This window comes from Hartmannibacter diazotrophicus (assembly GCF_900231165.1).
GTDB lineage: Bacteria > Pseudomonadota > Alphaproteobacteria > Rhizobiales > Pleomorphomonadaceae > Hartmannibacter > Hartmannibacter diazotrophicus.
The window spans coordinates 542,102-563,604 of record NZ_LT960614.1 but is presented as its reverse complement, the minus strand read 5'-3'; the positions used below and the strand labels follow the sequence as shown (position 1 = coordinate 563,604).

Annotated in this window: 19 protein-coding genes, 1 tRNA gene and 1 pseudogene; 9 read left to right on the top strand and 12 right to left on the bottom strand. The window is 64.9% G+C overall.

Features of this window, described 5'->3' with window-relative positions; translation table 11 throughout:
- The first annotated feature begins 219 nt into the window (after window positions 1-219).
- The 4 genes from HDIA_RS02595 (at window position 220) to HDIA_RS02580 (ending at window position 4,299) form a co-directional block, all read left to right on the top strand.
- Entirely contained in the window at window positions 220-999 is a 780-nt protein-coding gene (locus HDIA_RS02595) for a TVP38/TMEM64 family protein (RefSeq protein WP_099558674.1), read from the top strand.
- Entirely contained in the window at window positions 996-2,426 is a 1,431-nt protein-coding gene (locus tag HDIA_RS02590; protein ID WP_099554072.1) for a dihydrolipoyl dehydrogenase family protein, read from the top strand. Before HDIA_RS02595 ends, HDIA_RS02590 begins: the two co-directional genes overlap by 4 nt.
- Before the next feature lie 171 nt (window positions 2,427-2,597).
- Entirely contained in the window at window positions 2,598-4,064 is a 1,467-nt protein-coding gene (locus HDIA_RS02585) for a sensor histidine kinase (protein WP_099554071.1), read from the top strand.
- 158 nt (window positions 4,065-4,222) lie between these two features.
- Window positions 4,223-4,299 (top strand) — tRNA-Arg (locus HDIA_RS02580).
- A gap of 213 nt (window positions 4,300-4,512) precedes the next feature.
- Here HDIA_RS02580 and HDIA_RS02575 read toward each other — a convergent pair.
- The 3 genes from HDIA_RS02575 to HDIA_RS02565 form a co-directional block, all read right to left on the bottom strand.
- Window positions 4,513-5,112 (bottom strand): hypothetical protein, encoded by a 600-nt coding sequence (locus HDIA_RS02575; protein ID WP_099554070.1) that lies wholly within the window; start codon window positions 5,110-5,112, stop codon window positions 4,513-4,515.
- Between the two features lie 637 nt (window positions 5,113-5,749).
- On the bottom strand, window positions 5,750-6,493 hold the full coding sequence (locus tag HDIA_RS02570) for an SDR family NAD(P)-dependent oxidoreductase (protein WP_099554068.1): 744 nt from the start codon (window positions 6,491-6,493) through the stop codon (window positions 5,750-5,752).
- Window positions 6,494-6,511: 18 nt separating this feature from the next.
- Window positions 6,512-7,237: an SDR family NAD(P)-dependent oxidoreductase gene (locus tag HDIA_RS02565; protein ID WP_099554066.1), complete on the bottom strand. Its 726-nt coding sequence runs from the start codon at window positions 7,235-7,237 to the stop codon at window positions 6,512-6,514.
- A 213-nt stretch (window positions 7,238-7,450) separates the two neighbouring features.
- Between HDIA_RS02565 and HDIA_RS02560 the strand changes: the two genes are divergently transcribed.
- The 5 genes from HDIA_RS02560 to HDIA_RS02540 all read left to right on the top strand — a co-directional run bounded on the left by HDIA_RS02560 (window position 7,451) and on the right by HDIA_RS02540 (window position 11,767).
- Window positions 7,451-8,425 carry an ABC transporter substrate-binding protein gene (locus HDIA_RS02560; RefSeq protein ID WP_157775169.1) on the top strand — a complete coding sequence of 325 codons (975 nt, stop codon included), beginning with the start codon at window positions 7,451-7,453 and terminating at the stop codon, window positions 8,423-8,425.
- A 121-nt stretch (window positions 8,426-8,546) separates the two neighbouring features.
- Complete coding sequence (locus HDIA_RS02555) at window positions 8,547-9,218, top strand: isochorismatase family protein (RefSeq protein WP_099554063.1); 672 nt, start codon at window positions 8,547-8,549, stop codon at window positions 9,216-9,218.
- 13 nt (window positions 9,219-9,231) lie between these two features.
- Window positions 9,232-10,089, top strand: a complete 858-nt coding sequence (locus tag HDIA_RS02550) for a polysaccharide deacetylase family protein (RefSeq protein ID WP_099554060.1) — start codon at window positions 9,232-9,234, stop codon at window positions 10,087-10,089.
- 60 nt (window positions 10,090-10,149) lie between these two features.
- The gene (locus HDIA_RS02545; protein ID WP_099554058.1) at window positions 10,150-10,974 is read left to right on the top strand and encodes an ABC transporter permease; all 825 of its coding nucleotides are present in this window, start codon (window positions 10,150-10,152) and stop codon (window positions 10,972-10,974) included.
- A gap of 4 nt (window positions 10,975-10,978) precedes the next feature.
- A complete protein-coding gene (locus HDIA_RS02540) occupies window positions 10,979-11,767 on the top strand; it encodes an ABC transporter ATP-binding protein (protein WP_245884131.1) in 789 nt (262 codons plus the stop codon).
- A gap of 128 nt (window positions 11,768-11,895) precedes the next feature.
- Here HDIA_RS02540 and HDIA_RS02535 read toward each other — a convergent pair whose 3' ends face one another.
- From HDIA_RS02535 to HDIA_RS02495, 9 genes and pseudogenes are all read right to left on the bottom strand, one after another.
- Window positions 11,896-12,879: a beta-ketoacyl-ACP synthase III gene (locus HDIA_RS02535; protein ID WP_099554056.1), complete on the bottom strand. Its 984-nt coding sequence runs from the start codon at window positions 12,877-12,879 to the stop codon at window positions 11,896-11,898.
- A complete protein-coding gene (locus HDIA_RS02530; RefSeq protein WP_099554054.1) occupies window positions 12,876-14,141 on the bottom strand; it encodes an adenosylmethionine--8-amino-7-oxononanoate transaminase in 1,266 nt (421 codons plus the stop codon). The genes HDIA_RS02535 and HDIA_RS02530 overlap by 4 nt, the downstream gene beginning before the upstream one ends.
- Window positions 14,141-14,773, bottom strand: coding sequence for a dethiobiotin synthase (gene bioD / locus HDIA_RS02525; RefSeq protein ID WP_099554052.1), 633 nt, complete (start codon window positions 14,771-14,773; stop codon window positions 14,141-14,143). Before bioD ends, HDIA_RS02530 begins: the two co-directional genes overlap by 1 nt.
- A complete protein-coding gene (locus HDIA_RS02520; RefSeq protein ID WP_099554050.1) occupies window positions 14,770-15,909 on the bottom strand; it encodes an 8-amino-7-oxononanoate synthase in 1,140 nt (379 codons plus the stop codon). The genes bioD and HDIA_RS02520 overlap by 4 nt, the downstream gene beginning before the upstream one ends.
- Window positions 15,906-16,907: a biotin synthase BioB gene (bioB, locus tag HDIA_RS02515; protein WP_099558672.1), complete on the bottom strand. Its 1,002-nt coding sequence runs from the start codon at window positions 16,905-16,907 to the stop codon at window positions 15,906-15,908. The genes HDIA_RS02520 and bioB overlap by 4 nt, the downstream gene beginning before the upstream one ends.
- Before the next feature lie 50 nt (window positions 16,908-16,957).
- Window positions 16,958-17,812: a carboxylating nicotinate-nucleotide diphosphorylase gene (gene nadC / locus HDIA_RS02510; protein ID WP_173796174.1), complete on the bottom strand. Its 855-nt coding sequence runs from the start codon at window positions 17,810-17,812 to the stop codon at window positions 16,958-16,960.
- A pseudogene (locus HDIA_RS02505) lies at window positions 17,812-19,366 on the bottom strand (L-aspartate oxidase). The gene nadC and the pseudogene HDIA_RS02505 overlap by 1 nt, the downstream one beginning before the upstream one ends.
- A complete protein-coding gene (gene nadA, locus HDIA_RS02500) occupies window positions 19,363-20,337 on the bottom strand; it encodes a quinolinate synthase NadA (RefSeq protein ID WP_099554047.1) in 975 nt (324 codons plus the stop codon). The pseudogene HDIA_RS02505 and the gene nadA overlap by 4 nt, the downstream one beginning before the upstream one ends.
- A 60-nt stretch (window positions 20,338-20,397) precedes the next feature.
- Complete coding sequence (locus HDIA_RS02495) at window positions 20,398-21,363, bottom strand: NUDIX hydrolase (protein WP_099558671.1); 966 nt, start codon at window positions 21,361-21,363, stop codon at window positions 20,398-20,400.
- Window positions 21,364-21,503 lie beyond the last annotated feature (140 nt).

The following is a 21,503-nucleotide window of genomic DNA, read 5'->3' as shown; positions in this document are numbered from 1 at the left end:
CACACCCCGATCACGCCCTGGCCAGTGCACCCCAAACGGTCATCAAAAGCCAGTGAGAGCGCATGCGAGCCGCTTGCAGCCCACGGCGCTTGCGTGCATGCCAACGAGGCGGGTATGGGCGCGGCGGGTCTTTCGAAGGCCGCTTTTGTCATGCCCTACGGGTGGTCCGCAATCCCGCGGCGCCATGACCGGCACCAGATCGACGCGAACGGCAGGGCAATGAGCACAAACGCAACCGGAAAAGCCTCCATTCTCCGGCGAAGCCTGCCCTTCCTCGTTCTCTTTCTCGCGCTGGCCGCCTTTCTGGCGCTGGGCGGGCATCGATATCTGTCGATCGCCACTCTGATCGAGCACCGGCAGAAGCTCAACGCCCTCGTCAGCGACCATTTCGCCCTCTCTCTCCTCTTCTTCAGCCTTTTCTATGTCGTGGCGACGGCCGTCTCGATCCCGGGGCTTGCGATCATGACGCTGGCCGGCGGCTTTCTGTTCGGCTGGCTGCTGGCCGGCATCGTGGTCGTCGTGGCCGCCACCATCGGCGCGAGCCTCCTCTTTGCCCTTGCCCGAACCTCGATCGGCGAGGCCCTGACCGCACGCGCCGGACCACGGCTGAAGCGGTTTGCCGACGGGTTTCGCGAGAACGCCTTCTCCTACCTTCTCTTCCTGCGCCTGGTGCCGATCTTCCCCTTCTGGGTCGTCAACTTGGCGCCGGCGCTGTTCGGGGTTCCCTTTCCGGTGTTTCTCGTCACCACCGCGCTCGGCATCCTGCCCGGCACCTTCGCCTTCACCGTGATCGGGTCCGGCCTTGATTCCGTCGTCGCGGCGCAGATCGCCGCCCAGCCGGCCTGTGCGGCCGATCCCGACTGCACGCCGCATATCGACGTCGGCGCGCTGCTGACGCCTCAGCTTCTGGCCGCCTTCGCCGCGCTCGGGCTCATTTCGCTGCTGCCGATCGCGGTCAAGGCGATCAGACGCAAGTCCGGACAAGGAGTTCGCCCATGACATCCGTCCTGACCCCCGACATTTGCGTCATCGGTGCCGGATCGGCAGGACTGACGGTGGTCGCCGCCGCACGCGCCTTCGGCGTCGACGTGGTGCTGATCGAAAAGGGCGAGATGGGCGGCGACTGCCTCAACACCGGCTGCGTGCCCTCCAAGGCGCTGATCGCCGCTGCCGGCCATGCGCATGCCGTCACCGCAGGCGCCAACTTCGGCGTCCACGCATCCGTCACGAAAATCGACCCGGCCGGCGTTCGCGGCCATGTACACGGCGTCATCGACGCCATCGCGCCACACGACTCGCAGGCGCGGTTCGAAGGGCTCGGCGCCACCGTCATCCGGGCCCCTGCCCGGTTCACCGGGCCGGACACCGTCGAGGCGGGCGACCATACGATCCGGGCCCGGCGCTTCGTCATCGCCACCGGTTCGCGCGCCTTCGTGCCGCCCGTCCCGGGCCTCGACAGCGTCCCCTATCTCACCAACGAGACCATCTTCGACCTCGCCGAGGTGCCGCGTCACCTTGCCATCATCGGCGGCGGTCCGATCGGCCTGGAGCTTGGGCAGGCCTATCGCAGGCTCGGCGCCGAGGTCAGCGTCATCGAGGCAGCCAAGCCGCTCGCCAAGGACGACCCGGAGCTTGTCGCTCTTGTTCTGAAGCGGCTCGCCGACGAGGGCATCGCGATCCTCGAACAGACGCGCGTTGTCGCCGTGCGCAAGACGGAGGATGGCGTCGCCGTCGACATCGAGAACGAGGCCGGCCTCCGGACGATCGGTGCCTCGCATCTGCTGGTCGCCGCCGGACGGACGGCGAATATCGACGATCTCGGCCTCGATGCGGCCGGCATCGGCCATGACCGGCGCGGTATCCGGACGGACCGGTCGCTGCGCACGAACAATCCCAAGGTCTACGCCATCGGCGACGTGGTGGCCGGCTCGTTTCAGTTCACCCACTGGGCCGGCTATCATGCGGGCCTCGTCGTCCGGGCGATCCTCTTTCGCCTGCCGGTCAGGGAGAATCGGGACATCGTGCCGTGGTGCACCTACACCGATCCGCAGATCGGTGCGGTCGGGCTTTCGGAAGGCCAGGCGCGCCGGCGCCACGGCGGCCGGGTGAAGGTGCTGACGGCGGCCTTTGCCGGCAATGACCGGGCTCAGACCGAGCGCGAGACCGAGGGTCACCTCAAGCTCATCGTCGGCCCGCGCGGGCGCATTCTCGGGGCGGCCGTCGCCGGACCGCAGGCTGGCGAGATCATCGGCCTCCTGTCTCTTGCCGTCTGCCGGAAGATGACCGTAAAGGACTTTGCCGGGACCGTGTTCGCCTATCCGACCCTCTGCGAGATCGTCAAGCGGGCCGCTCTGACCTATTATGGCGACGCGACCGCCAATCCCTGGCTGCGGCGCGTGCTGGCGGTGCTGCGCAGGTTCGGCTGAGACGGCACCGCGCCATTTCCTGCACAGCGTTCCAAATTTCGCCGGATCCGTACAAGACAGTCTTCCAAACCGTCAGGACAATCACGATATGACGGCACGAAATACCGGAACGTTGCTGATGATTGCCCTATCGAGGACGCCGAGGGTCACTGCCATGCAAGACAGTCTGCAATGACAGAGGGCAAGGAGCCCCCCGCCGGCGAGACCCCAAGGGGCCGCATCGGCCTGTCGGCGCGCCTGCTCATGCTCACGATCCTGTTCGTGATGCTGAGCGAGGTGCTGATCTATGTGCCCTCGATCGCCAATTTCGAGCGCACCGTGCTGGAGGCACGCCTGCGCAACGGCCTGATCGCCGCCCGGTCCCTGATGCTGGTGCCGAATGACGAGGAACTGCCGGAGGCCATGCAGGCGACCCTCCTGAAGGAACTCGACGCCAGCGCGCTGGCCGTGCGCGACGACGGCATGAAGCGGCTGCTCGCCTCCACGGCCCATCCGCCGACGGTCGATCGCGACATCCGCATCGACATGCTGGGACCGCTCGCCTCGATCCATGACGCCTTCGACACGCTGGTCTTTGGCGGCGACCGGACGATCCGCCTGACGGGCGCTTTTCCCGAAGAGCCCGACCACGAACTGGAGATGGTGTTTTCCGAGGCGCCGCTGCGCGAGCAGATGCTGACCTTCTCGCGCAACATCCTGCTGTTGTCCCTGATGATTTCGGTCGTGACGGCAAGCCTCGTCTACATCAGCCTGCAACGCATGCTGATCGCGCCCATGAAGCGCATCGGCAAGGCCGTGCGGCGGTTTGCCGAGGACCCGGAAAACCCGGCCAATATCATAGAGCCCTCCAATCGGACCGACGAGATCGGCGGCGCCGAACGCGGCCTTGCGGAAATGCAGCAGCGTCTCCAGGACATGCTGAAGCAGCAGAAACACCTTGCCGACCTCGGCCTTGCCGTTTCCAAGATCAATCACGACCTTCGAAACATGCTGGCCTCGGCCCAGCTCGTTTCCGACCGCCTGGCGAGCGTCGCCGACCCGACCGTCCAGCGCGTCGCGCCGAAGCTGATCGCCGCCCTCGACAGGGCGATCACCTACTGCCAGTCCGTGCTCGCCTATGGCAAGGCACAGGAGCAGGCGCCCAACCGGCGGCTACTCGCTCTCAATCGCCTTGCCGGCGACGTCGGCGAGACGGCGGGCGTGATCGGGCACGGGTATATCGAGTGGATCAACGCCGTCGACGAAGCGCTGGAGATCGACGCGGACCCGGACCAGATGTTCCGGGTGCTCGTCAATCTGGTACGCAACGCCGCGCAGGCGCTGGAGGGCCCCGCCGATGCCTCCCTCGTCAGCCGCATCACGCTGTCGGCCGAGCGCGTCGGATCGGTGGTTCGCATCCGCGTCGCCGACACGGGCCCCGGCCTGCCGGAGAAGGCACGCGAGAGCCTCTTCAAGGCGTTCCAGGGCTCCATGCGCCGGGGCGGCACCGGCCTTGGCCTTGCCATCGCCGCCGAACTCGTACGCGCTCACGGCGGCACGATCACCCTGCTCGACATCACGCCGGGCACGACCTTCGAGATCGAAATTCCGGACCGCCCGGTTCAGCTCAAGGACGTGCGCCGCTCGCGCGCGTCCTGAGCCGCCGCGCGTAAGAATTTTTCGGAAGATCGAATTTCGGGGCTTGCTTTCAGGCAAACGAGCGACTACTAGTCCGATCCCGTCGCCGGGCAATGCCCGCGACCCTAAAGACGGAAGTGATCGAGGCCCAAGGCCATTGCAGTCACTTCGGTCCGGATGCGCCCGTAGCTCAGCTGGATAGAGCACCAGACTACGAATCTGGGGGTCAGAGGTTCGAATCCTTTCGGGCGCGCCATTTACTTCATTGAAATTAAAAGATATTTGGTTCAGCGATTATGGTCGCAACACCTGCATGCGCTCTTGTGCAAGCAGTAGGTAAGCATAGGAATCAAGGTCGGCTGTGCGCCAAACTGGCAGCACGCCAAATGTTTGCCGTCGACCACCGAATTCAAACAGGGCCAATCATTGCGGCCGGCCACATTATCGACCGTCTCTGCTCGTGTGCGGCTCATGGATCCAGGTTTCGGCCAAAATTCCAGCACCATTCTCCGTCCCGGTGGGCCCTGATCAGGGACGCGACCGTTTCGATCACGATGCCGGCCGCAAGACACAGCCCAAACCAGATCAGGTGCTCGGTCCAAAAATTGTTTCTCGGCATCCACAGCGATGAGACCCGGTATCCATTGCTCATGACGAAGCTCACCGCCCCTCCGATCAGGTAAGGCAGAAGGCGGCCGATCCGGCTTTGAAACCAGTTGTGGTACTCGAACACGGCCGCGCAGAACGCTGACAGGCAGGCGGCCGGAAGGCCCAGCGGAAAGGACAACGGCAGGCCCAGGAAAAACAGATCGAACATCAGGCCGAGGTGGCCGGAAGCGGCGACTGACGGACGGGGGGCAGCCATGAGGAGCGATCTAAGATCAACGAAAAGCAGGAACAAGAACAAACCGAGAGGCGGTCCCAGCAGAACAGTGCCCCAGTATTTCGCATTGAGCGAGATTGCATTCGCCGTCTGCCTGTCCCGCCTGACGGAAAGAACATGCACCGGAACGGCGCAGGCGAACACGATCAATATGGCTGTCACGAGTTTTGACTGAACGTCTTCCATGCAGGGGTTCTTTGTTCTGATGGCTGTTCCAACTATGGCGCTGCCGCCGGGAAAAGAATGTCAATTCGCGTCAACAGTGTAAGGCTCCACTGCCTACCGCATAAAGGCGTTACTCACGCCGCCGGCATTCCAGCTTTGCAAGGTCACATAGCTGCTCGGTCAAAATTGAGGGCTTGATTATAGGCACTGTGCCGCACGGGTCTTTTGGATGCTCCTGAAAGCCAGCGAAAGTCTAAAGTCCGTGAGCCAATCCGTCAGCATGGAGTTCTCGATCACGGTTAGCGCTCCACTACGCTCTCCCAACCGCCACAACAGGACGGCGCGCCGACGCCCACGATCAAAAGGCGATCATCTCCAATCCGCCCCCCTGCACGAAACGGCTGATCACGTCCGTCCCGATTGCAGATCAACGCATGCGCAAGATGGGTGACGTCACCGCCACCGAAATCAAGAGCGCCGTCCGCCCGGTCGGCTACACGCCCGACCGGAGAACCCTGAAAGAGGTCGGCGCCGGCCATCTCGCATTGATCTGAGACGCCACTCAGACCCGATCGATCTTTCGACGACTACAGCCCGATCGCCGCGCCGCCGTCAGTCTTCGCCGCGCAGCCTGGTATCCGGCGGGCCATCGATCGCCTCACCAGCTCAGTTGCCCACCATTGGGATGGATGATCTGACCGGTGATGAAGCGGGCGCGATCCGAAAGGAGGAAGTCGACAACGCTTGCGACCTCCTCCGGCTGGCCAAGCCTTCCCATCGGCACCTGTGCGGCGCGGTCATGCCTGAACCGGGTCCATGCGTCATCGGTCATGCCCCGCCGGAGCAGCGGCGTTTCGATCGGGCCGGGCCCCACCGCGTTGATGCGGATGTTCTGCGGCGCGAACTCGAGCGCCAGCGATTTCATCAAGGAGAAGATCGCGCTTTTCGAAGCGGCATAGGCGGCACCGCCGCGCATTCCCCTGACCGCGTAGTCGGACGACATGGTCACGATGGCACCCTCGCGTCGGGCGGCCATGCCGGCGAGCACGGCCTGGCAGCAGAGAAAGGTGCCTTTCACATGGACGTCGATCTCGCGCGTCCAGGTGTCGAGCGGCATGTCCGACACCTCCGAAAGGAAGAACGAGCCCGCATTGGTGAAGAGCGCATCCAATGGGCCGAAGCGCTCCTCGACGGTGCGGACGAGCGACCGCACGGAGTCCGCGTCGGCGACGTCGACGGCAAAGCCGTGACACTGACGGCCCTGCGTGCGCAGTTCGGCGGCCAGGTCCTCGGCCTTGCCGCCGTCCAGATCGGCCACGATGACCCGCATCGTCTTGCAGAGCCACTTTGCAGTCGCCGCGCCGATTCCGCTGGCACCGCCGGTGATGAGAACTGTTTTCATGGTGAAATCGCTTCGATTCTAGCTGATCTGGCTGCCGCCGTTGACACGAATATCCTGGCCGGTGACGTAGGAGCTTTCGTCGCCGATGAGGAAGTCGATTGCTTCGACGATATCGTCGGGATGCCCGATCCTGCCGAGCGGTATGCTTTTCGCGCGCTCGGCCATCGCTTCCGCGCCGCCTGGATGAGCCCGGGGCTGAGGCGTATCGGTGAGCCCGGGCGAGACCACGTTCACGCGAATCCCTTCGCCGGCAAGTTCCAGCGCGAGCGAACGGGCAAGGCCCAGAATGCCGCCCTTGGTCGCCGCATAATGCCCACCCGTCGGCGAGCCTGTGCGGGCGAGCGACGAAGAGAGCATGACGATGCTGCCCGAGCGTTGCGCCCGCATGCGTGGCAGCACGGCCTGGCAGGCTGTCAGCGTGCCGGTCAGGTTGACACCGATCGTCGTGTCCCAGAGTTCTTCGGACAGCTCAAGGAACGGAACGCGCTTGAAGACGGCGGCGCTGGTCACCAAACCGGCAATTGCCACTTCTGTAGGCAGGGCGTCGACGGCTGCCCTGATCGCAGTCCCGTCCCGGACGTCGAGGGCGCGGACGGTCAAGGCAGGATGATCGAGCGCCGCCAGGGCATCGATCCTGATGTCGCAGGCCAGAACGCTCCTGCCACGCGCCAAGGCGGCCTCAACGAGAGCCAGACCGATTCCGCTGCCGGCGCCGGTAACGACGATGAATCCGGGCGTCTTCATTGTATTGGCGCCCGCTCTGTCGATGCGAATGTTGATTTATCTTTCATGACGAATAATCCAGCATATTTTGTTATTTGTCGCAGCGTATATCATGGCATATTAATTGCTTTAAAATAACAATCAATACGAAATCAAGATATAACAACTTACGATCTTAAAATCTACGGTCGTATGTTCGTAAACGTCATGAAAATGAACAATAGGGGAATGATAGTGAGAAATTATATTTACAGGATCGCGCAAGCGCTCCTTGTTAGTCTTGCCGTTCTCGCGATGGGAAGCGCATCGGCGCAGGCGGAGACCGTTCGCATCATCACCACGGGAAAGGGGTCGGCGCTCGAGTGGCCGCTCTATATCGGCGTCTCGAAGGGCTTCTTTAAGTCCCGTGACATCGACATCGATCTGTTCTCGACGTCCTCGACGGCGATGGTGATGCAACAGGTCACCGGCGGCTCGGGCGACCTCGGCACAGGCGGTCTCACCGACCCGATCCGAGCCATCGACCAGGGCGCGGGCCTGTCGCTCCTGACGCTCGAGACCCTGGTGCCGCCCTACAGCCTTTGGGGCAAGCAGGACGTCAAGGACATCGCCGGGCTCAAAGGCAAAATGGTCATCGTCGGCGGCGCCAAGGACGTCACGCGGATCTTCTTCGAGCGGATGGCCGTCCCGAACGGATTGAACGACGGCGACTACGACCTGACCTATGCCGGAACCACGCCTGCCCGCTATGCCGCGCTGCAGTCCGGCGCCGTCGATGCGGCCATCCTGTATCCGCCCGCGAGCTTCGCCGCCTCCGCGGCCGGGTTCAGCAAGCTTGGCGAACTGGCCGACTATGTGAAGGACATGCCGTTCACCGGCTATGCGGCCAATGTCGAATGGGCGAAAGCGCACCCGGCCCTCGTCACATCATTCCTGGAGGGTCTCCATGAGGGTGTCGCGTGGTTCTACGACAAGGCGAACCGCGAAGAGGCCATCGACATCCTGGTCGCCGAGTCGGGTGCCAAGCGCCCGGACGTCGAGAAGACCTACGACTACTACATGGCGCTGCACATCTTCCCCGATAAGGCGACCATGACGCCGGAAGCCCTCGCGTCGACGGTGAAAGTCCTCGGCGATGCGGGAGAGTTGAAGGGCGCTGCCGATCCGAAGCGCTTCATCGACGATACCGTCAACGCGATGCTCCCCTGAGCGCTTGCGCTCTGGTGTGCATCCGGCGCTCGCAGCGTCGGGTCCTCAGTGGCCTGACCGCTGCGAGCCCAGCCCCCAGCCGGCTGCAAGGCCCCCGGGGCGCGGGATCAGGAAAGTCACGATGAACGCTTTCGAAGATCACTGCTGGAAAGACGTCGTTTCGGCGGACGTCCTGCATCTCTACCGGCACTACAGCCGAGCGGTCAAAGTCGGCCCGCGGCCCGCTCTGCTGCTGATCGATCTCTACAATCTCGTCTATGCCGGCGGTCCCCGGCCGATCGCCGAGGTCGCCGATGCCTACCCTTCGAGCTGCGGCATCGAGGCGTGGAACGCCATTCCTCCGACGGTTCGGCTCATCGCCGAAGCCCGTCGGAGCGGACTTCCCGTCTTCTACAGCACGGGCGTGCCACGCGCCGGCGTCAAGGCCACGTTGCGGACCGGGTCCGAGGCGGCGGCGGGCGATTTCGATATTCACGACGCCTTTGCCCCCGAGGACGACGACACGATCATCGCCAAGGAGAGGGCGAGCGTGTTCTTCGGCACGCTTTTCACGGTGCATCTGGCGCGCCTCGGCATCCAGAGCGTGATCATTGCCGGCGAGAGCACATCCGGCTGCGTCCGGGCCAGCGTGGTCGACGCGTATTCCCATGGCTATCACGTCACGGTCGCCGAGGATTGCTGCTTCGATCGCAGCCCCCTGTCGCACAAGATCGGCCTGTTCGACATGCACCACAAATACGCGGACGTCATGACGTCGGCCGAAATCGTCGACCATCTTTCCGCCATGAGATGAAAAGAGCCGCAAGATGACGGGACCATACGGACCATTCAAATACTCGGCGATCAACCGGCGTCCGCCATTCCGCTTCCGCAACGATGCACGGGTTGCCGTCTGGGTTATCCCGAATATCGAATTCTTTCCGCTGACCAAGGCGATCCCGACGGCCAACACTCTCAAGATTCCGGACGTTCCGTCCTGGAGCCGGCGCGATTACGGCAACCGGGTCGGGATCTTCAGGCTCTTCGAGGTCATGGACCGCTATGGCATTCGGGGGACGGCGGCGCTCAACAGCGACATCTGCGACTATCATCCCGAGATCGTCGAGGAATGCCGGTCGCGAGACTGGGAGTTCATCGGCCATTGCGAGAGCAACGCGGTTCGCTTGAACGAGGTGCCGCCGGAGGAGGAGCCGAAGCTCATCCAGCGAACGCTCGACGCGATCGAACAGGCCGTCGGCAAGAGACCGAAAGGCTGGCTCGGCGCGGGGCTGCAGGAGAGCTGGGATACGCTGGGTCATCTCGCCGCCGCCGATGTCGACTATGTCGCCGACTGGTGCAACGACGATCAGCCCTATCTCATGCAGATCGGCGAACGCCGGCTGGCCTCCGTGCCTTATTCCTTCGAAATCAACGACAAGGGCGCCTACGAGACCCTGCACCAGTCGCCCGGCGACTTCGCCGACATGATCATCCGGCAGTTCGACGTCCTGTATCGCGAAGGCGAGGTGCAGGCCCGCGTGCTGCCCATCGCTCTGCATCCCTACATCTCCGGGGTCGCCCACCGGATCGACGCTGTCGACCGGGCCCTGGAACACATCTGTCGCCACGACGGTGTCTGGCTGGCGACCGGAGCAGAAATTGCCGAGGCGGCGCGTCCGCTATGACGACCGGCCTGCGCAACGACATGACAGCAGATCTTCCACTTGCCCGGATCAGGACAACACATGAGCGCAATTAAAGCTGCAGACAACGCCGGTCAGCCGGGGGCGCCGGTTCTGTCCTTTCCCGCGCGGACCCTCTCTCACATCCTCGACAACCGATGGGCGATCGCGTCGATCCTCTCCGGGCTCCTGCTGTGGGAATTCATCAGCCGGGTCATCGTCGGATCGACGCTGTTCCTGGCGGCGCCAACGCAGGTGTTCGGCGCCATGGTGAAGCTGGCCCGCACGGGCGAGCTGCAATACCACATGTGGGTCAGCGGGCTCGAGTTCGTCATCGGCTATGTCGGCGCCTGCATTCTCGGCATTGCAGTCGGAATGCTGATCTCGAGTTCCGCTCCGGCCAAGCAGGCCCTGCAGCCCTGGATTTCGGGGCTCTACGCGACGCCGACCGTCGCCCTGGCGCCGCTCTTCATTCTCTGGTTCGGCGTCGGCATCGTGTCGAAGATCGTGGTCGTGGCCATCCTCGTCGTCTTCCCGGTCATCATCAACACCGAAACGGGGCTCCGGACCACGAGCACGCAACTGGTGGAGATGGTCAGAAGCTTCGGCGCTTCCCGGCGCCAGGTTTTTCTGAAAGTCGCGCTTCCGTCGGCGCTGCCGTTCATCTTCGCCGGCCTGCGGCTCGGCATCGGTCGCGGCCTGATCGGCGTCGTCGTCGCCGAACTCTTCGGCGCAAGAGCGGGCCTCGGGCAGTTGATCAGTCAATCGGCCGAGACGTTCAACATGCCGGAACTCTTCGCCGGCGTTTCGATCCTCGCCCTGTCGGGCATCCTCCTGACAAGCGGTTTCCAATGGCTGGAAGGCCGGCTTCTGCCCTGGAAGGAATGACATCGTGACCCTATCGGATCGAAAGCTCGCCGTCTCCGAGCTGACCAAGAGCTTTGGCGGGCTCAACGTTCTCAGCGGGATCACCGCCGATGTGATGAATGGCGAGTTCATCTCGATCGTCGGTCCCTCCGGATGTGGCAAGACGACCTTTCTCAGGATCGTCGGAGGGCTGGAAACGGCGTCCTCGGGCGCCGCCCGCCTTGACGGTAAGGTCATTTCCGGGCCCGGAATGGACCGGGGGTTCGTTTTCCAGCAGGACAGCCTTTTGCCCTGGCGGACCGTTGAGGAGAACGTGCAGATCGGGCCGGAGCTCAACGGCACGCTCGATGACGCAGCCCGGCAGCGGATTGCGGAGCTGCTGAAGCTCGTGGGCCTGGATGGGTTTGCCGGGTTTCCGCCGCGCAACCTCTCCGGGGGCATGCGGCAACGCGCCAACCTTGCGCGAGCGCTGGCGGTCGACCCCGAATTGCTGCTGATGGACGAGCCGTTTTCGGCCTTGGACGCGCAGACGCGCGAAATCATGCAGACCGAACTGCTGCGCGTCTGGGAGGCCGGCGCCAAGACCGTTCTGTTCGTAACGCACCAGATCGACGAGGCGGTCTATCTGTCCGATCGCGTCTTCGTTTTTGCGCGTCGCCCCGGACGTATCAACAAGATCGTCGATGTCGATCTGCCGCGGCCTCGGCCCCTGAGCATCAAGAGAACGCCGGAGTTCGCGCGTTATGTCGACGAAATCTGGAAGCTTATCGAAGAGGATGTGCGCGTTTCAGTCCTGCAAGAGCATGTGGGATAGGCTGAAATGGATTCCTCTGAAGGGGGAAGGCTTTGGCAAGGCTACGCCATCGCATCCGGCGGAGGCCGTAGCGGCGCTTCCATTCTCCTCGACCAACTTTGTTGTTCTCCCGGCAGGCTCTCGACCCGCTAAAAGCCAACGACGAGCGCACCGCCGCTGAGGCCCGCGCCCGCCGCCGCGAGAAGGAGTTTCTCGCCGGATTGGAACGGTGCCGTTTGGCTGGCCAGCGACAGCGACAGCGGGATCGTCGCGGCAGAGGAATTGCCGTAGTCGGCGATCGTCTTGACGATCCGGCGATCCTCGATGCCGAGGTTGCGCCCGACCGCATCGAAGATGCGGGCGTTGGCCTGATGCGGCACGAAGCGGTCAATCTCCTTCGGCTCCAGACCGGCTGCGGCGAGAGCGTCCTGCGAGCAGGCCGTCATCATCGCGACAGCCTTCGAAAAGACTTCGCGGCCGTCGGTGATCGTCATGCGCGTCTGTTCTGGCTCAAGGCCGCCGTGGAACGGCTCGTTGCTTCCGCCCGCGGGAATCTGGATCAGCCCGTAGCGCGATCCATCCGAATCCACCGAGGCACCGAGAATGCCCTGACCGGGCGTTCCGCCGGGGCCGATCACCACTGCGCCCGCGGCATCGGCAAAGAGCACGGCACTGGCGCGTTCGGCCTGATTGATACGCCGGCTCAAGATATTGGCCGCGATGACGAGCACCGGCTTGCCGTGCAGGCGGGCGAAACCGTCGGCGAATGTCAGCGCATAGATGAAACCCGCGCAGGCGCCGGTCAGGTCGACCGCACCCGCTCGGGCGAGCCCGAGCTTGTGCGCCACAAGCGGCCCGCTCGGCGGCAGGAGGTGATCGGGCGTCGAGGTCGCGAGCAGGAGGAGGCCGATGTCGCCGCGCACGATTCCGGCATTCGCCAGCGCCATCTCGCCAGCCTGGGTGGCAAGGCCCGACAGCGTATCTTGGTCCGCCGCCCAGAAGCGCGACAGGATGCCCGTGCGCCGCTCGATCCAGCCCGCTTCCAGCCCGAGGTCGGCCTCGATTTCCGCGTTCATTACCTTGCGGCCTGGCACATGGTGACCGAAGCCGAGAAGGCGCGACGACCCGATCATGTCTTCGCGCCGAAGCGTTCGCCGGCCTCCTCAATGGCGTCGTGCAGCCCGTCCAGTTCCTCGGCTGTGATGCAATAGGGCGGGAGCAGATAGAGGACATTGCCGAGCGGACGCACGAGCAAGCCGCGATCGAGGAAGAAGGCGCGCAGCTTCGGCCCGATTTCGGCGAGATAGCCCGCGTTATCGGCTTGAAGGTCCAGCGCCAGGATCGTTCCGGTCACCCGGCCGTCTGTGAAGCTGGGGTTGCCTTCAAAGCGCTTGAGCCCCGCGGCCTGCCGTGCGCTCAGGGCCGCGACCCGCTCGGCGACAGGCTCGTCGCGCCAGATCTCGACGTTGGCGAGCGCGGCGGCGCAGGCGATCGGATTGGCGGTGTAGGAGCTTGAGTGAAAGAAGGTCTTGCGCCGGTCCGCCGAGTAGTGCGCCTGGAAGATGGCGTCTGTGGCGAGCGTCGCCGCGAGCGGGATCGTGCCACCTGTGAGGCCCTTCGATGTGCACAGTATATCCGGCGTAACCGACGCCTGATCGCAGGCAAACAGGGTTCCGGTGCGTCCCCAGCCGGTCATCACCTCGTCGGCGATCAGGAGCGTGCCGGATGCCTCGGCGATCCGCTTCAGTTCGCTCAGCACGGAGGCCGGATACATCAGCATGCCGCCGGCGCCGAGCACCAGCGGTTCGACGATCAGGGCCGCAACGCTGCCGTCGCTCGCGATGGCCTCGAAGCGGTCCAGTGTTTCCTGCTCCTTTCCAGCGGCGGGGAAAGGGATTGTGTCGACGTTGAAGAGCAGGGGTTCGTAGGCCGCGTTGAAGACGCCGCGCGCGCCGACGCTCATCGTTCCGATGGTGTCGCCGTGGTAGCTGTTCTCCATGACGACGATGCGCGAGCGCGGTGCACCGATGTTGCGGAAATAGCCGAGCGCCATCTTCAAGGCGACCTCGACAGCCGTCGATCCACTGTCGGAATAAAACACCCAGTCGAGGCCGGAGGGCGCAAGACTGACGAGTTCACTGGCCAAGCGCTCGGCCGGTTCGTGGGTGAAGCCGGCAAAGATGATCTGGTCAAGGCTCGACGCCGTCGTCTCGATGGCCTTCACGATGCGGGGATGACGATGACCGTGGGTGACGACCCACCAGGACGAGATGGCGTCCAGAACCCGCGTGCCGTCCGCCTTGTGAAGATAGGCTCCCTCCGTGCGCACGATCTCGGGGATCGCGGGCTCGACCGCGTGCTGGGTGAAGGGATGCCAGACATGAGATCCGGACATCATGCGTCTCCCGTAATCCGGGCGAGGTCGAAGCCGGCCATGGCGTCCCTCAGCGTCGTTGCATTCAGCGGATCGAGATGCGGCAGCCTGCCAAGCTCGGCCACGCCTCCGAAGTCCGCGATGGTCCGCTGGCTATCGGCCATTTCATCGCCGATGAAGGCAATGCCGATGAGTGGGATGGAGCGCGCGCGCAGGGCTTCGATCGAGAGCAGGGTGTGATTGATCGTGCCGAGCACCGTGCGGGCGCACAGAATGACCGGCAACTGCCATCGCTCGAAGACATCGATGAACCGTGTCTGCCGGTCGAGCGGCACCATCAGACCGCCCGCGCTCTCGATGACGAGCGGACCCGGCACGACCGGCGGCACGAGGCCATCCACTTCGATCGTAACGCCGTCGAGTTCGGCCGAGCGGTGCGGCGACAGCGGGTTTTTCAGGCGATAGGCTTCCGGCAAGACGCGACCCTCGGGAAGGCCGGACAGCCGCGCGACCACCTCGCTGTCAGTCTCTTCGTCGAGACCCGACTGCACCGGCTTCCAGTAGTGGCCATCGAGCATGCCGGCAAGGCCCGACGAAAACACGGTCTTGCCGATGCCGGTGTCCGTCCCGGTGACGACGATGGGCTTCGTCATGCCGGCGCCATCACATCGGCCAGTGCATCGACCATGGCGGCAATGGCGGCTTCGTCCACATTGAGCGTCAGCGAGATGCGCAAACGCGAGGTGCCCTCCGGCACGGTCGGCGGACGGATGCCGCGGATATCGAAGCCGCGCGCCTGGAGTTCGCTTGCAATCATCATTGTGCGGCGGTTGTCGCCGATGACGACCGGCTGGATCTGCGAGTCGCTGGACGCGACGCCGCAGTGTTCCGCCAGTTGGCGGCCGGCGACGGCGATGTGGTCATGCAGCCGGCTGCGCCGCTCGGACTCGTCGGCCAGCATGACGAGCGCCTCGCGAACCGCCACCGCCATCAACGGCGACGGTGCGGTCGCGTAGATGAAGGGACGGCAGCGGTTGACGAGATAGTCGCACAGGGTGCGCGGGCCCGCGACCAGCGCCCCGGAGGCGCCGAGCGCCTTGCCGCAGGTGTGCAGCGTGACGATGTTCTCGCGGCCCTCGAATGCGGCGGCAAGTCCGCGTCCGCCCGGTCCGAAGACGCCGGTGGCGTGCGCCTCGTCGACGACGAGAAAGGCCTCGTACCGGCCTGAGAGCGCCACCAGGTCGTCCAGCGGTGCGCGGTCGCCGTCCATGCTGTAGAGGCTTTCGACCGCGATCCAGACGCGCCCCATCCCGCCGGCGGCGCGCCAGCGCGTGATGGCGTCCTCGGCGGCATCGACATCGTTGTGCGCGGCCAGCACGAAATGCGCCCGTCCGGCCTGCGCACCCTCGTGCATGCTGGCATGGGCAAGTTCGTCGAGGACGAGCAGATCGCCCTTCTGCGGCAATGTGGTCAGGAGGGCGACGTTGGCGATGTAACCGCTGCCGAAGAAGAGCGCGCGTTCGGCCCCGAAGAAGGTTGCGGCGTCTGCCTCCAGTGCCTCGTGTTCCGGCGCATTGCCGCGCAGGAGCCGGGACCCGGTGGCGCCAACCGGCGTGCCCCTCGCAATCGCGGCGGCAACCGCCTCGCCCAGTCTCGCGGACGCAGCAAGCCCGAGATAGTCGTTGGAGGAAAAGTCGAGCCCGGCGCGCGGCGCCAGTGTCCGCAGCCGATCCTTGCGCGCCAGCCCCCGGAGCGTCGCGTCATAGCGGGCAAGCGGCGCCGCGTTCATTGCGTCTGAAGATCCATCGGCTCGATGCCGAGACGGCGGAACAGCTGGCTGTCCTTGTCCTCGCCTGGATTGTCCGCCGTCAGCAACGTGTCGCCGGCGAAGATCGAGTTCGCGCCGGCAAAGAAACAGAGCGCCTGCATCTCGTCGGTCATGGCGGTGCGTCCGGCGGACAGGCGGACATGCGACGTCGGCATCATGATCCGCGCGAGCGCAATCACCCGCACGAATTCGATCGGCTCGATGGGTCTGGCGTCGGCAAGCGGGGTGCCCTCGATCGGGATCAGCATGTTGATCGGAACGCTTTCGGGAGGCTCCGGCAGGTTGGCCAGCGTCACCAGCATGTCGATGCGGTCCACCGCCTCCTCGCCCATGCCGACGATGCCGCCGCAGCAGACCTTGATGCCGGCGTCACGGACATTGGCGAGCGTGTCGAGGCGGTCGGCGAAGGTCCGCGTGGTGATGACCTCGCCGTAGTAGCGTTCGGACGTGTCGATGTTGTGGTTGTAGTAGTCGAGGCCGGCGGTCTTGAGGCGCTGGGTGTCATCGGCGCTCAGCATGCCGAGCGTCATGCAGGTCTCCATGCCGAGCGCCTTGACGCCCTCGACCATCGCCACGACCGCGTCCATGTCGCGGGCCTTGGGATTGCGCCAGGCCGCGCCCATGCAATAGCGCGTCGCGCCGGCGTCGCGCGCCTTGGTCGCCTCGGCGATGACGCGCTGGACCTCCATCAGCTTGGAGGCCTTGAGGCCGGACTGGTGGTGGGCCGACTGGCTGCAATAGCCGCAGTCCTCCGGACATCCGCCCGTCTTGATGCTGAGCAACCGGCTGAGCTGGACCTTGTTGGGATCGAAGTTCTGGCGATGAACGGTTTGCGCCTGAAACAACAGGTCGTTGAACGGCGCGTCGTGGAGTGCGCGGGCCTCTTCGAGCGTCCAGGTCCGGCGGCCGGCGGCCGACCGGGCTTCAGGGGCGGTCTTTTGCGCGGTTGCTGTGTGCATGTCCATCCCGTTCATTGCAGTGCGCGACGTGGCGCCATCGGGCCAAGCGGTCAAAGCTCACGATAGTCGAGCCCGATATCGAGGATCGGCGCGCTGTGAGTCAACCAGCCAATGGATAGCAGATCGACGCCCGTCGCGGCGATGGCCGGCGCTGTCGCAGGCGTGATCCGGCCAGATGCCTCTGTGATCGCCCGGCCACCGACCATCTCCACCGCCTGGCGAAGCTCCTCGGCCGACATGTTGTCGAGAAGAACGGCATCGGGGGCGAGAGCCATGGCCTCTTCCAGCTGGGCCAGCGTATCGACCTCGACTTCGATCTTGACGAGATGGCCGACGGCGCTTCGCGCGCGCTCGATGGCGGGGCGAATGCCGCCAGCAATGGCGACGTGGTTGTCCTTGATCAGGATCGCGTCGTCGAGACCGAAGCGGTGATTGGAGCCGCCGCCCGCGCGCACGGCGTATTTTTCGACGGCGCGCAAACCGGGCGTCGTCTTGCGCGTGCAGACGATCCTCGTGCCATGGCCCTCCACGGCCGCGACAATCGAGGCCGTCACCGTGGCGATGCCGCTGAGATGACAGAGGAAATTCAGCGCTGTGCGTTCCGCCGTCAGGATTGCCCGTGCCGGGCCGCTGACGGATGCGATGACCTCGCCCGGCGCGACCTTGCTGCCGTCCGGGCACTGCACGCTCATTTCGACGGCCGGGTCGATGAGCCGGAGGGCGAGCATGGCGAGATCGAGCCCGGCGACCACTCCGGCCTGACGTGCGGTCAGCACGGTCGTCGCCCGATGCTCCTTCGGGACGATCGCATCCGAGGTCAGGTCGCCGGCCCTGCCGAGGTCTTCGAGAAGCGCCGCCCGCACCATTGGCTCGAGCATGACTGCGGGAATGGGGGAAAGGGTCATCAGGCAATTCTCTCAAGCATTGGGATGGCGGCAAGGTCCTCAGCCGCGGCGATGGCCGTCTCCAGCGTGATCCGGGAGCACCGGGCGACGGCCGAATGGCTCGGGAAATCCGTCCGGCAATGGGCGCCCCGGCTTTCCTCGCGCCCAAGGGCGGCGACGGCGATCATCAACCCCACGGCGGCGGGATCGGACGAGGCGCCCTGCTGCTGCACGAGCGGCAACAAGGCGCGCGCGGCCTCTTTCAGGTCCTCGCCGTTCCGCATGACGCCGAGGGCGCGCGAGAGGATCGGTCGCACGGGTCCTGGGTCCGGCGTGGGCAGGTCCAGCGCGGGCAGGTCCGGCATGGTCACGGGCCTGCCGCCACGCCTCGGCGCAGCGACAACGCTCTCGGCGACCCAGCTTGCGCAGACGACGGCTTCGGTCAGCGAGTTGCTGGCGAGCCTGTTGGCGCCGTGCAGCCCGGTTGCGGCGACCTCGCCGCAGGCCCATAGACCCTCGACGGACGTGCGGCCGGCAAGATCCACGGCGACGCCGCCCATCTGGTAATGCTGCGCCGGACGGATGGGAATGAGATCGAGCGACGGATCGATGCCGGCGATGGCAGACCGAGGCGATTGTCGGGAAATGCTGCGCGAAGGTTGCCCCGGGCTTCTGCGTTGCGTCGAGGAAGACGCGATGGCCATCGGCAAGGTGCTTCCAGATCGCGCGTGCGACGATGTCGCGCGGAGCCAGTTCGGCGCCCTCGATACCCTCAAGAAAACGCCGGCCGGTCTCGTCGACGATCGTTGCCCCTTCGCCGCGAACGGCCTCGCTGATGAGCGGCATCGGACGGGAGGGGCCGTCAAGTGCAGTCGGATGGAACTGGACGAACTCCAGGTCGGCCATGACCGCGCCGGCACAGGCGGCGAGCGCGAGGCCCTGGCCGCAATTGCCGAGGGGGTTCGTGGTGTCGCCATAGAGTCCACCGATCCCGCCCGTTGCGAGAACGACGCGCCCGGTGGACAGGAACACAGGCCCGGTCGAGGTGGCGGCCACCACACCCGTGATCCTGCCGTCTTCCAATATCAGCCGGCGTGCCTCGATGCCCTCGATGACGGTGATCGACGGTGAGGCGCGCACGGCGGCGACAAGCGCGCGCATGACCTTGCGGCCGCTGCCGTCGCCGCTGGCATGGACGATCCGCCGCCGGCTGTGTGCGGCTTCAAGGCCGAGGCTCAGCCGCCCATTGGGCGTGCGGTCGAAGCGAACGCCAAGGCGGGTGAGGCCCTCGATCGCGGCGGGGGCCGCTTCCACGATCCGTCTTGCAGCCTCGGCATCGCAAAGACCATCGCCGGCGGCGAGCGTGTCGGCGAGGTGCGCTGCCGGTTCGTCATCGTCGCCAAGACTTGCGGCAAGCCCGCCCTGTGCCCAGACGCTCGACGCCTCCGCGCCGAGCGGCGATTTCGACAGAAGGATCACCGGCTCCGGCGCGAGATGCAGCGCCGTGAGCAGCCCGGCGATACCGCCACCGACAATGACCGGCCGGCCAGCCAGATCGCGGATGTCGGCGTTCATATTGCCAGCATCCGTTCGACGGCCAGCCGGGCGCGGCCGGCGACCTCGGGAGCGATCGTGACCTCATGGCGGTTCTGTTCCAACGCCGCGCGGATGTTGGCAAGGGTCACCCGCTTCATGTGCGGGCACAGGTTGCAGGGTCGGATGAACTCGATTTCCGGGTGATCCACCGCCACGTTGTCGCTCATCGAGCACTCGGTCATCAGCACCACGCGAGACGGCTTCTGCCTTGCGACATAATCGGACATGGCGGCCGTCGAGCCGGCGAAATCGGCCTCGGCCACCACATCGGGCGGGCATTCGGGGTGGGCCAGCACCGTCACGCCGGGGTGGTCTTCGCGAAGCTGGCGGATGTCGGCGGGGGCAAAAAGCTCATGCACCTCGCAATGGCCTTGCCAGGTGATGATCTCGACGTCGGTCTCGGCGGCGATATTCCGGGCCAGATATTCGTCCGGCAGCATGATGACCCGTGGCACGCCGAGCGCTTCGACGACCGCCTTCGCATTGCCCGACGTGCAGCAGATGTCGGATTCCGCCTTCACGGCGGCGGACGTATTCACATAGGTGACGACCGGAACGCCGGGATGACACTGGCGCAGGCGGCGGACATCCTCCGGAGTGATCGATTCGGCGAGCGAGCAACCGGCCGCCGTGTCCGGAATGAGCACCGTCTTGCCCGGATTGAGCAGCTTCGCCGTCTCGGCCATGAAATGCACGCCGGCCAGCACGATGACATCGGCCTCGACCGTCATCGCCTTGCGCGCCAGCGCCAGACTGTCGCCGACGATGTCGGCGACGCAGTGGAAGATCTCCGGCGTCTGGTAATTGTGCGCCAGGACGACGGCGTTTCGCTGCCGCTTCAGATCGAGGATCGCGTCGATATCGTCGGCGAAAATCGGCCACTCAACCGGCGGGATGAACCGCCGTACCCGATCGTAGAGCGCGGCTGTGCGTGCGGAGGTGATTGCCATGTCCACTATGCTCAGTTTGAGTATAAGATGGACATATGCTGAACTTGAGCATAACGAATGTCAAGAGCGTGACAATGGCAATTTCGTTCCCGCGACCGCGCGCTCGGCCAGCACCGACTGGCGAAAGCGGAAGCGTTTGGCCGGCCGGCCGCCGGTGTCGGACGTGGTTTCGCCGGTCTCCTCGACCAGATCCTGCTGCTCGATCAGGCGCCGGAAATTCTGCTTGTGAACGAGCCGGCCGGCGAGCGCTTCGACGGTTCGCTGCAGCTGCAGCAACGTGAAGGCTGGGGGCATCAGTTCGAAGACGACCGGGCGGTATTTGATCTTGGTGCGCAGCCTGGCAATCCCGGTTGCCAGAATGCGGCGATGATCGGCGATCATCGGCCGGCCTGGGATTGGAGAGGAACTGCTTTCGCCCCGATCGCGCAAGGCTTCGGCAACGAGCCCCGCCTCATAGAGCAGTTCGTAGCGCTGCAGGGTGAGTTCCTCGTTCCAGTCGCGCTCGTCGAGGCCAAAGGCAAAGGTCGCGCGCTGCCGGCGATCGTGACGCGTCTTCGGATCCGTCGTGTCATCGGCCCAGGCCAGCAGTTGGGGTATCAGGACGTCCTGCAGGATCGGTGGCATGCCCGCGCGATGGTCCTCCCATGGGAAATACTCGTACCAGTTCCGCCAGCCGTGCGTCGGAGACCCTTCGGCCTTTTCTTCCCGTGTCAGGCCGAGATAGCCGATCGAGATCTGGACGCGTCCGTCTCCGGTCCGGTCCCGGTCCGCAAAGGTGTAGAGTTGCTCGACATAGCCGAGCGGATGGCCGGTCTGCCGCTCGACCCACGCCCGGAGGCCCGACTGCAAGGATCGATGCCCCTGCTCGAACGGGCCGGACGGCAAGGCGTTCGAATCCGCGATGGTGAGGACGCGCGGGCCATCATGGTTCACGGCAATAACGACGGCGATCAGGTCGGCGCTGACGGCATCATTCTTACTGTCGTGTGTCGCCGGCCTTTTCGACACTGTTGTTTTGTCTGGCATCGGCGGCAAGAAGGTTCCCGACATGATGGGGCCTGACTCGACAAGCCGGGCAAAATGAACTGCGACGTGTCGGTCATCAACGCACGGCACGATATGTCAGATAACGGCCCGATCCAAGAATTTGATGGATATCGACCCGA

Coding starts and splice junctions, on each gene's coding strand:
- HDIA_RS02570 (WP_099554068.1), bottom strand. CDS start 6,493: ATGAAAACAGTTCTCATCACCGGCGGTGCCAGCGGAATCGGCGCGGCG.
- HDIA_RS02585 (WP_099554071.1), top strand. CDS start 2,598: ATGACAGAGGGCAAGGAGCCCCCCGCCGGCGAGACCCCAAGGGGCCGC.
- HDIA_RS02575 (WP_099554070.1), bottom strand. CDS start 5,112: ATGGAAGACGTTCAGTCAAAACTCGTGACAGCCATATTGATCGTGTTC.
- HDIA_RS02520 (WP_099554050.1), bottom strand. CDS start 15,909: ATGAACGCGGCGCCGCTTGCCCGCTATGACGCGACGCTCCGGGGGCTG.
- nadC (WP_173796174.1), bottom strand. CDS start 17,812: ATGACCCTTTCCCCCATTCCCGCAGTCATGCTCGAGCCAATGGTGCGG.
- HDIA_RS02595 (WP_099558674.1), top strand. CDS start 220: ATGAGCACAAACGCAACCGGAAAAGCCTCCATTCTCCGGCGAAGCCTG.
- HDIA_RS02590 (WP_099554072.1), top strand. CDS start 996: ATGACATCCGTCCTGACCCCCGACATTTGCGTCATCGGTGCCGGATCG.
- HDIA_RS02535 (WP_099554056.1), bottom strand. CDS start 12,879: ATGATCGGGTCGTCGCGCCTTCTCGGCTTCGGTCACCATGTGCCAGGC.
- HDIA_RS02555 (WP_099554063.1), top strand. CDS start 8,547: ATGAACGCTTTCGAAGATCACTGCTGGAAAGACGTCGTTTCGGCGGAC.
- bioD (WP_099554052.1), bottom strand. CDS start 14,773: ATGACGAAGCCCATCGTCGTCACCGGGACGGACACCGGCATCGGCAAG.
- HDIA_RS02550 (WP_099554060.1), top strand. CDS start 9,232: ATGACGGGACCATACGGACCATTCAAATACTCGGCGATCAACCGGCGT.
- bioB (WP_099558672.1), bottom strand. CDS start 16,907: ATGCACACAGCAACCGCGCAAAAGACCGCCCCTGAAGCCCGGTCGGCC.
- HDIA_RS02530 (WP_099554054.1), bottom strand. CDS start 14,141: ATGTCCGGATCTCATGTCTGGCATCCCTTCACCCAGCACGCGGTCGAG.
- HDIA_RS02495 (WP_099558671.1), bottom strand. CDS start 21,363: ATGCCAGACAAAACAACAGTGTCGAAAAGGCCGGCGACACACGACAGT.
- HDIA_RS02545 (WP_099554058.1), top strand. CDS start 10,150: ATGAGCGCAATTAAAGCTGCAGACAACGCCGGTCAGCCGGGGGCGCCG.
- HDIA_RS02565 (WP_099554066.1), bottom strand. CDS start 7,237: ATGAAGACGCCCGGATTCATCGTCGTTACCGGCGCCGGCAGCGGAATC.
- nadA (WP_099554047.1), bottom strand. CDS start 20,337: ATGGCAATCACCTCCGCACGCACAGCCGCGCTCTACGATCGGGTACGG.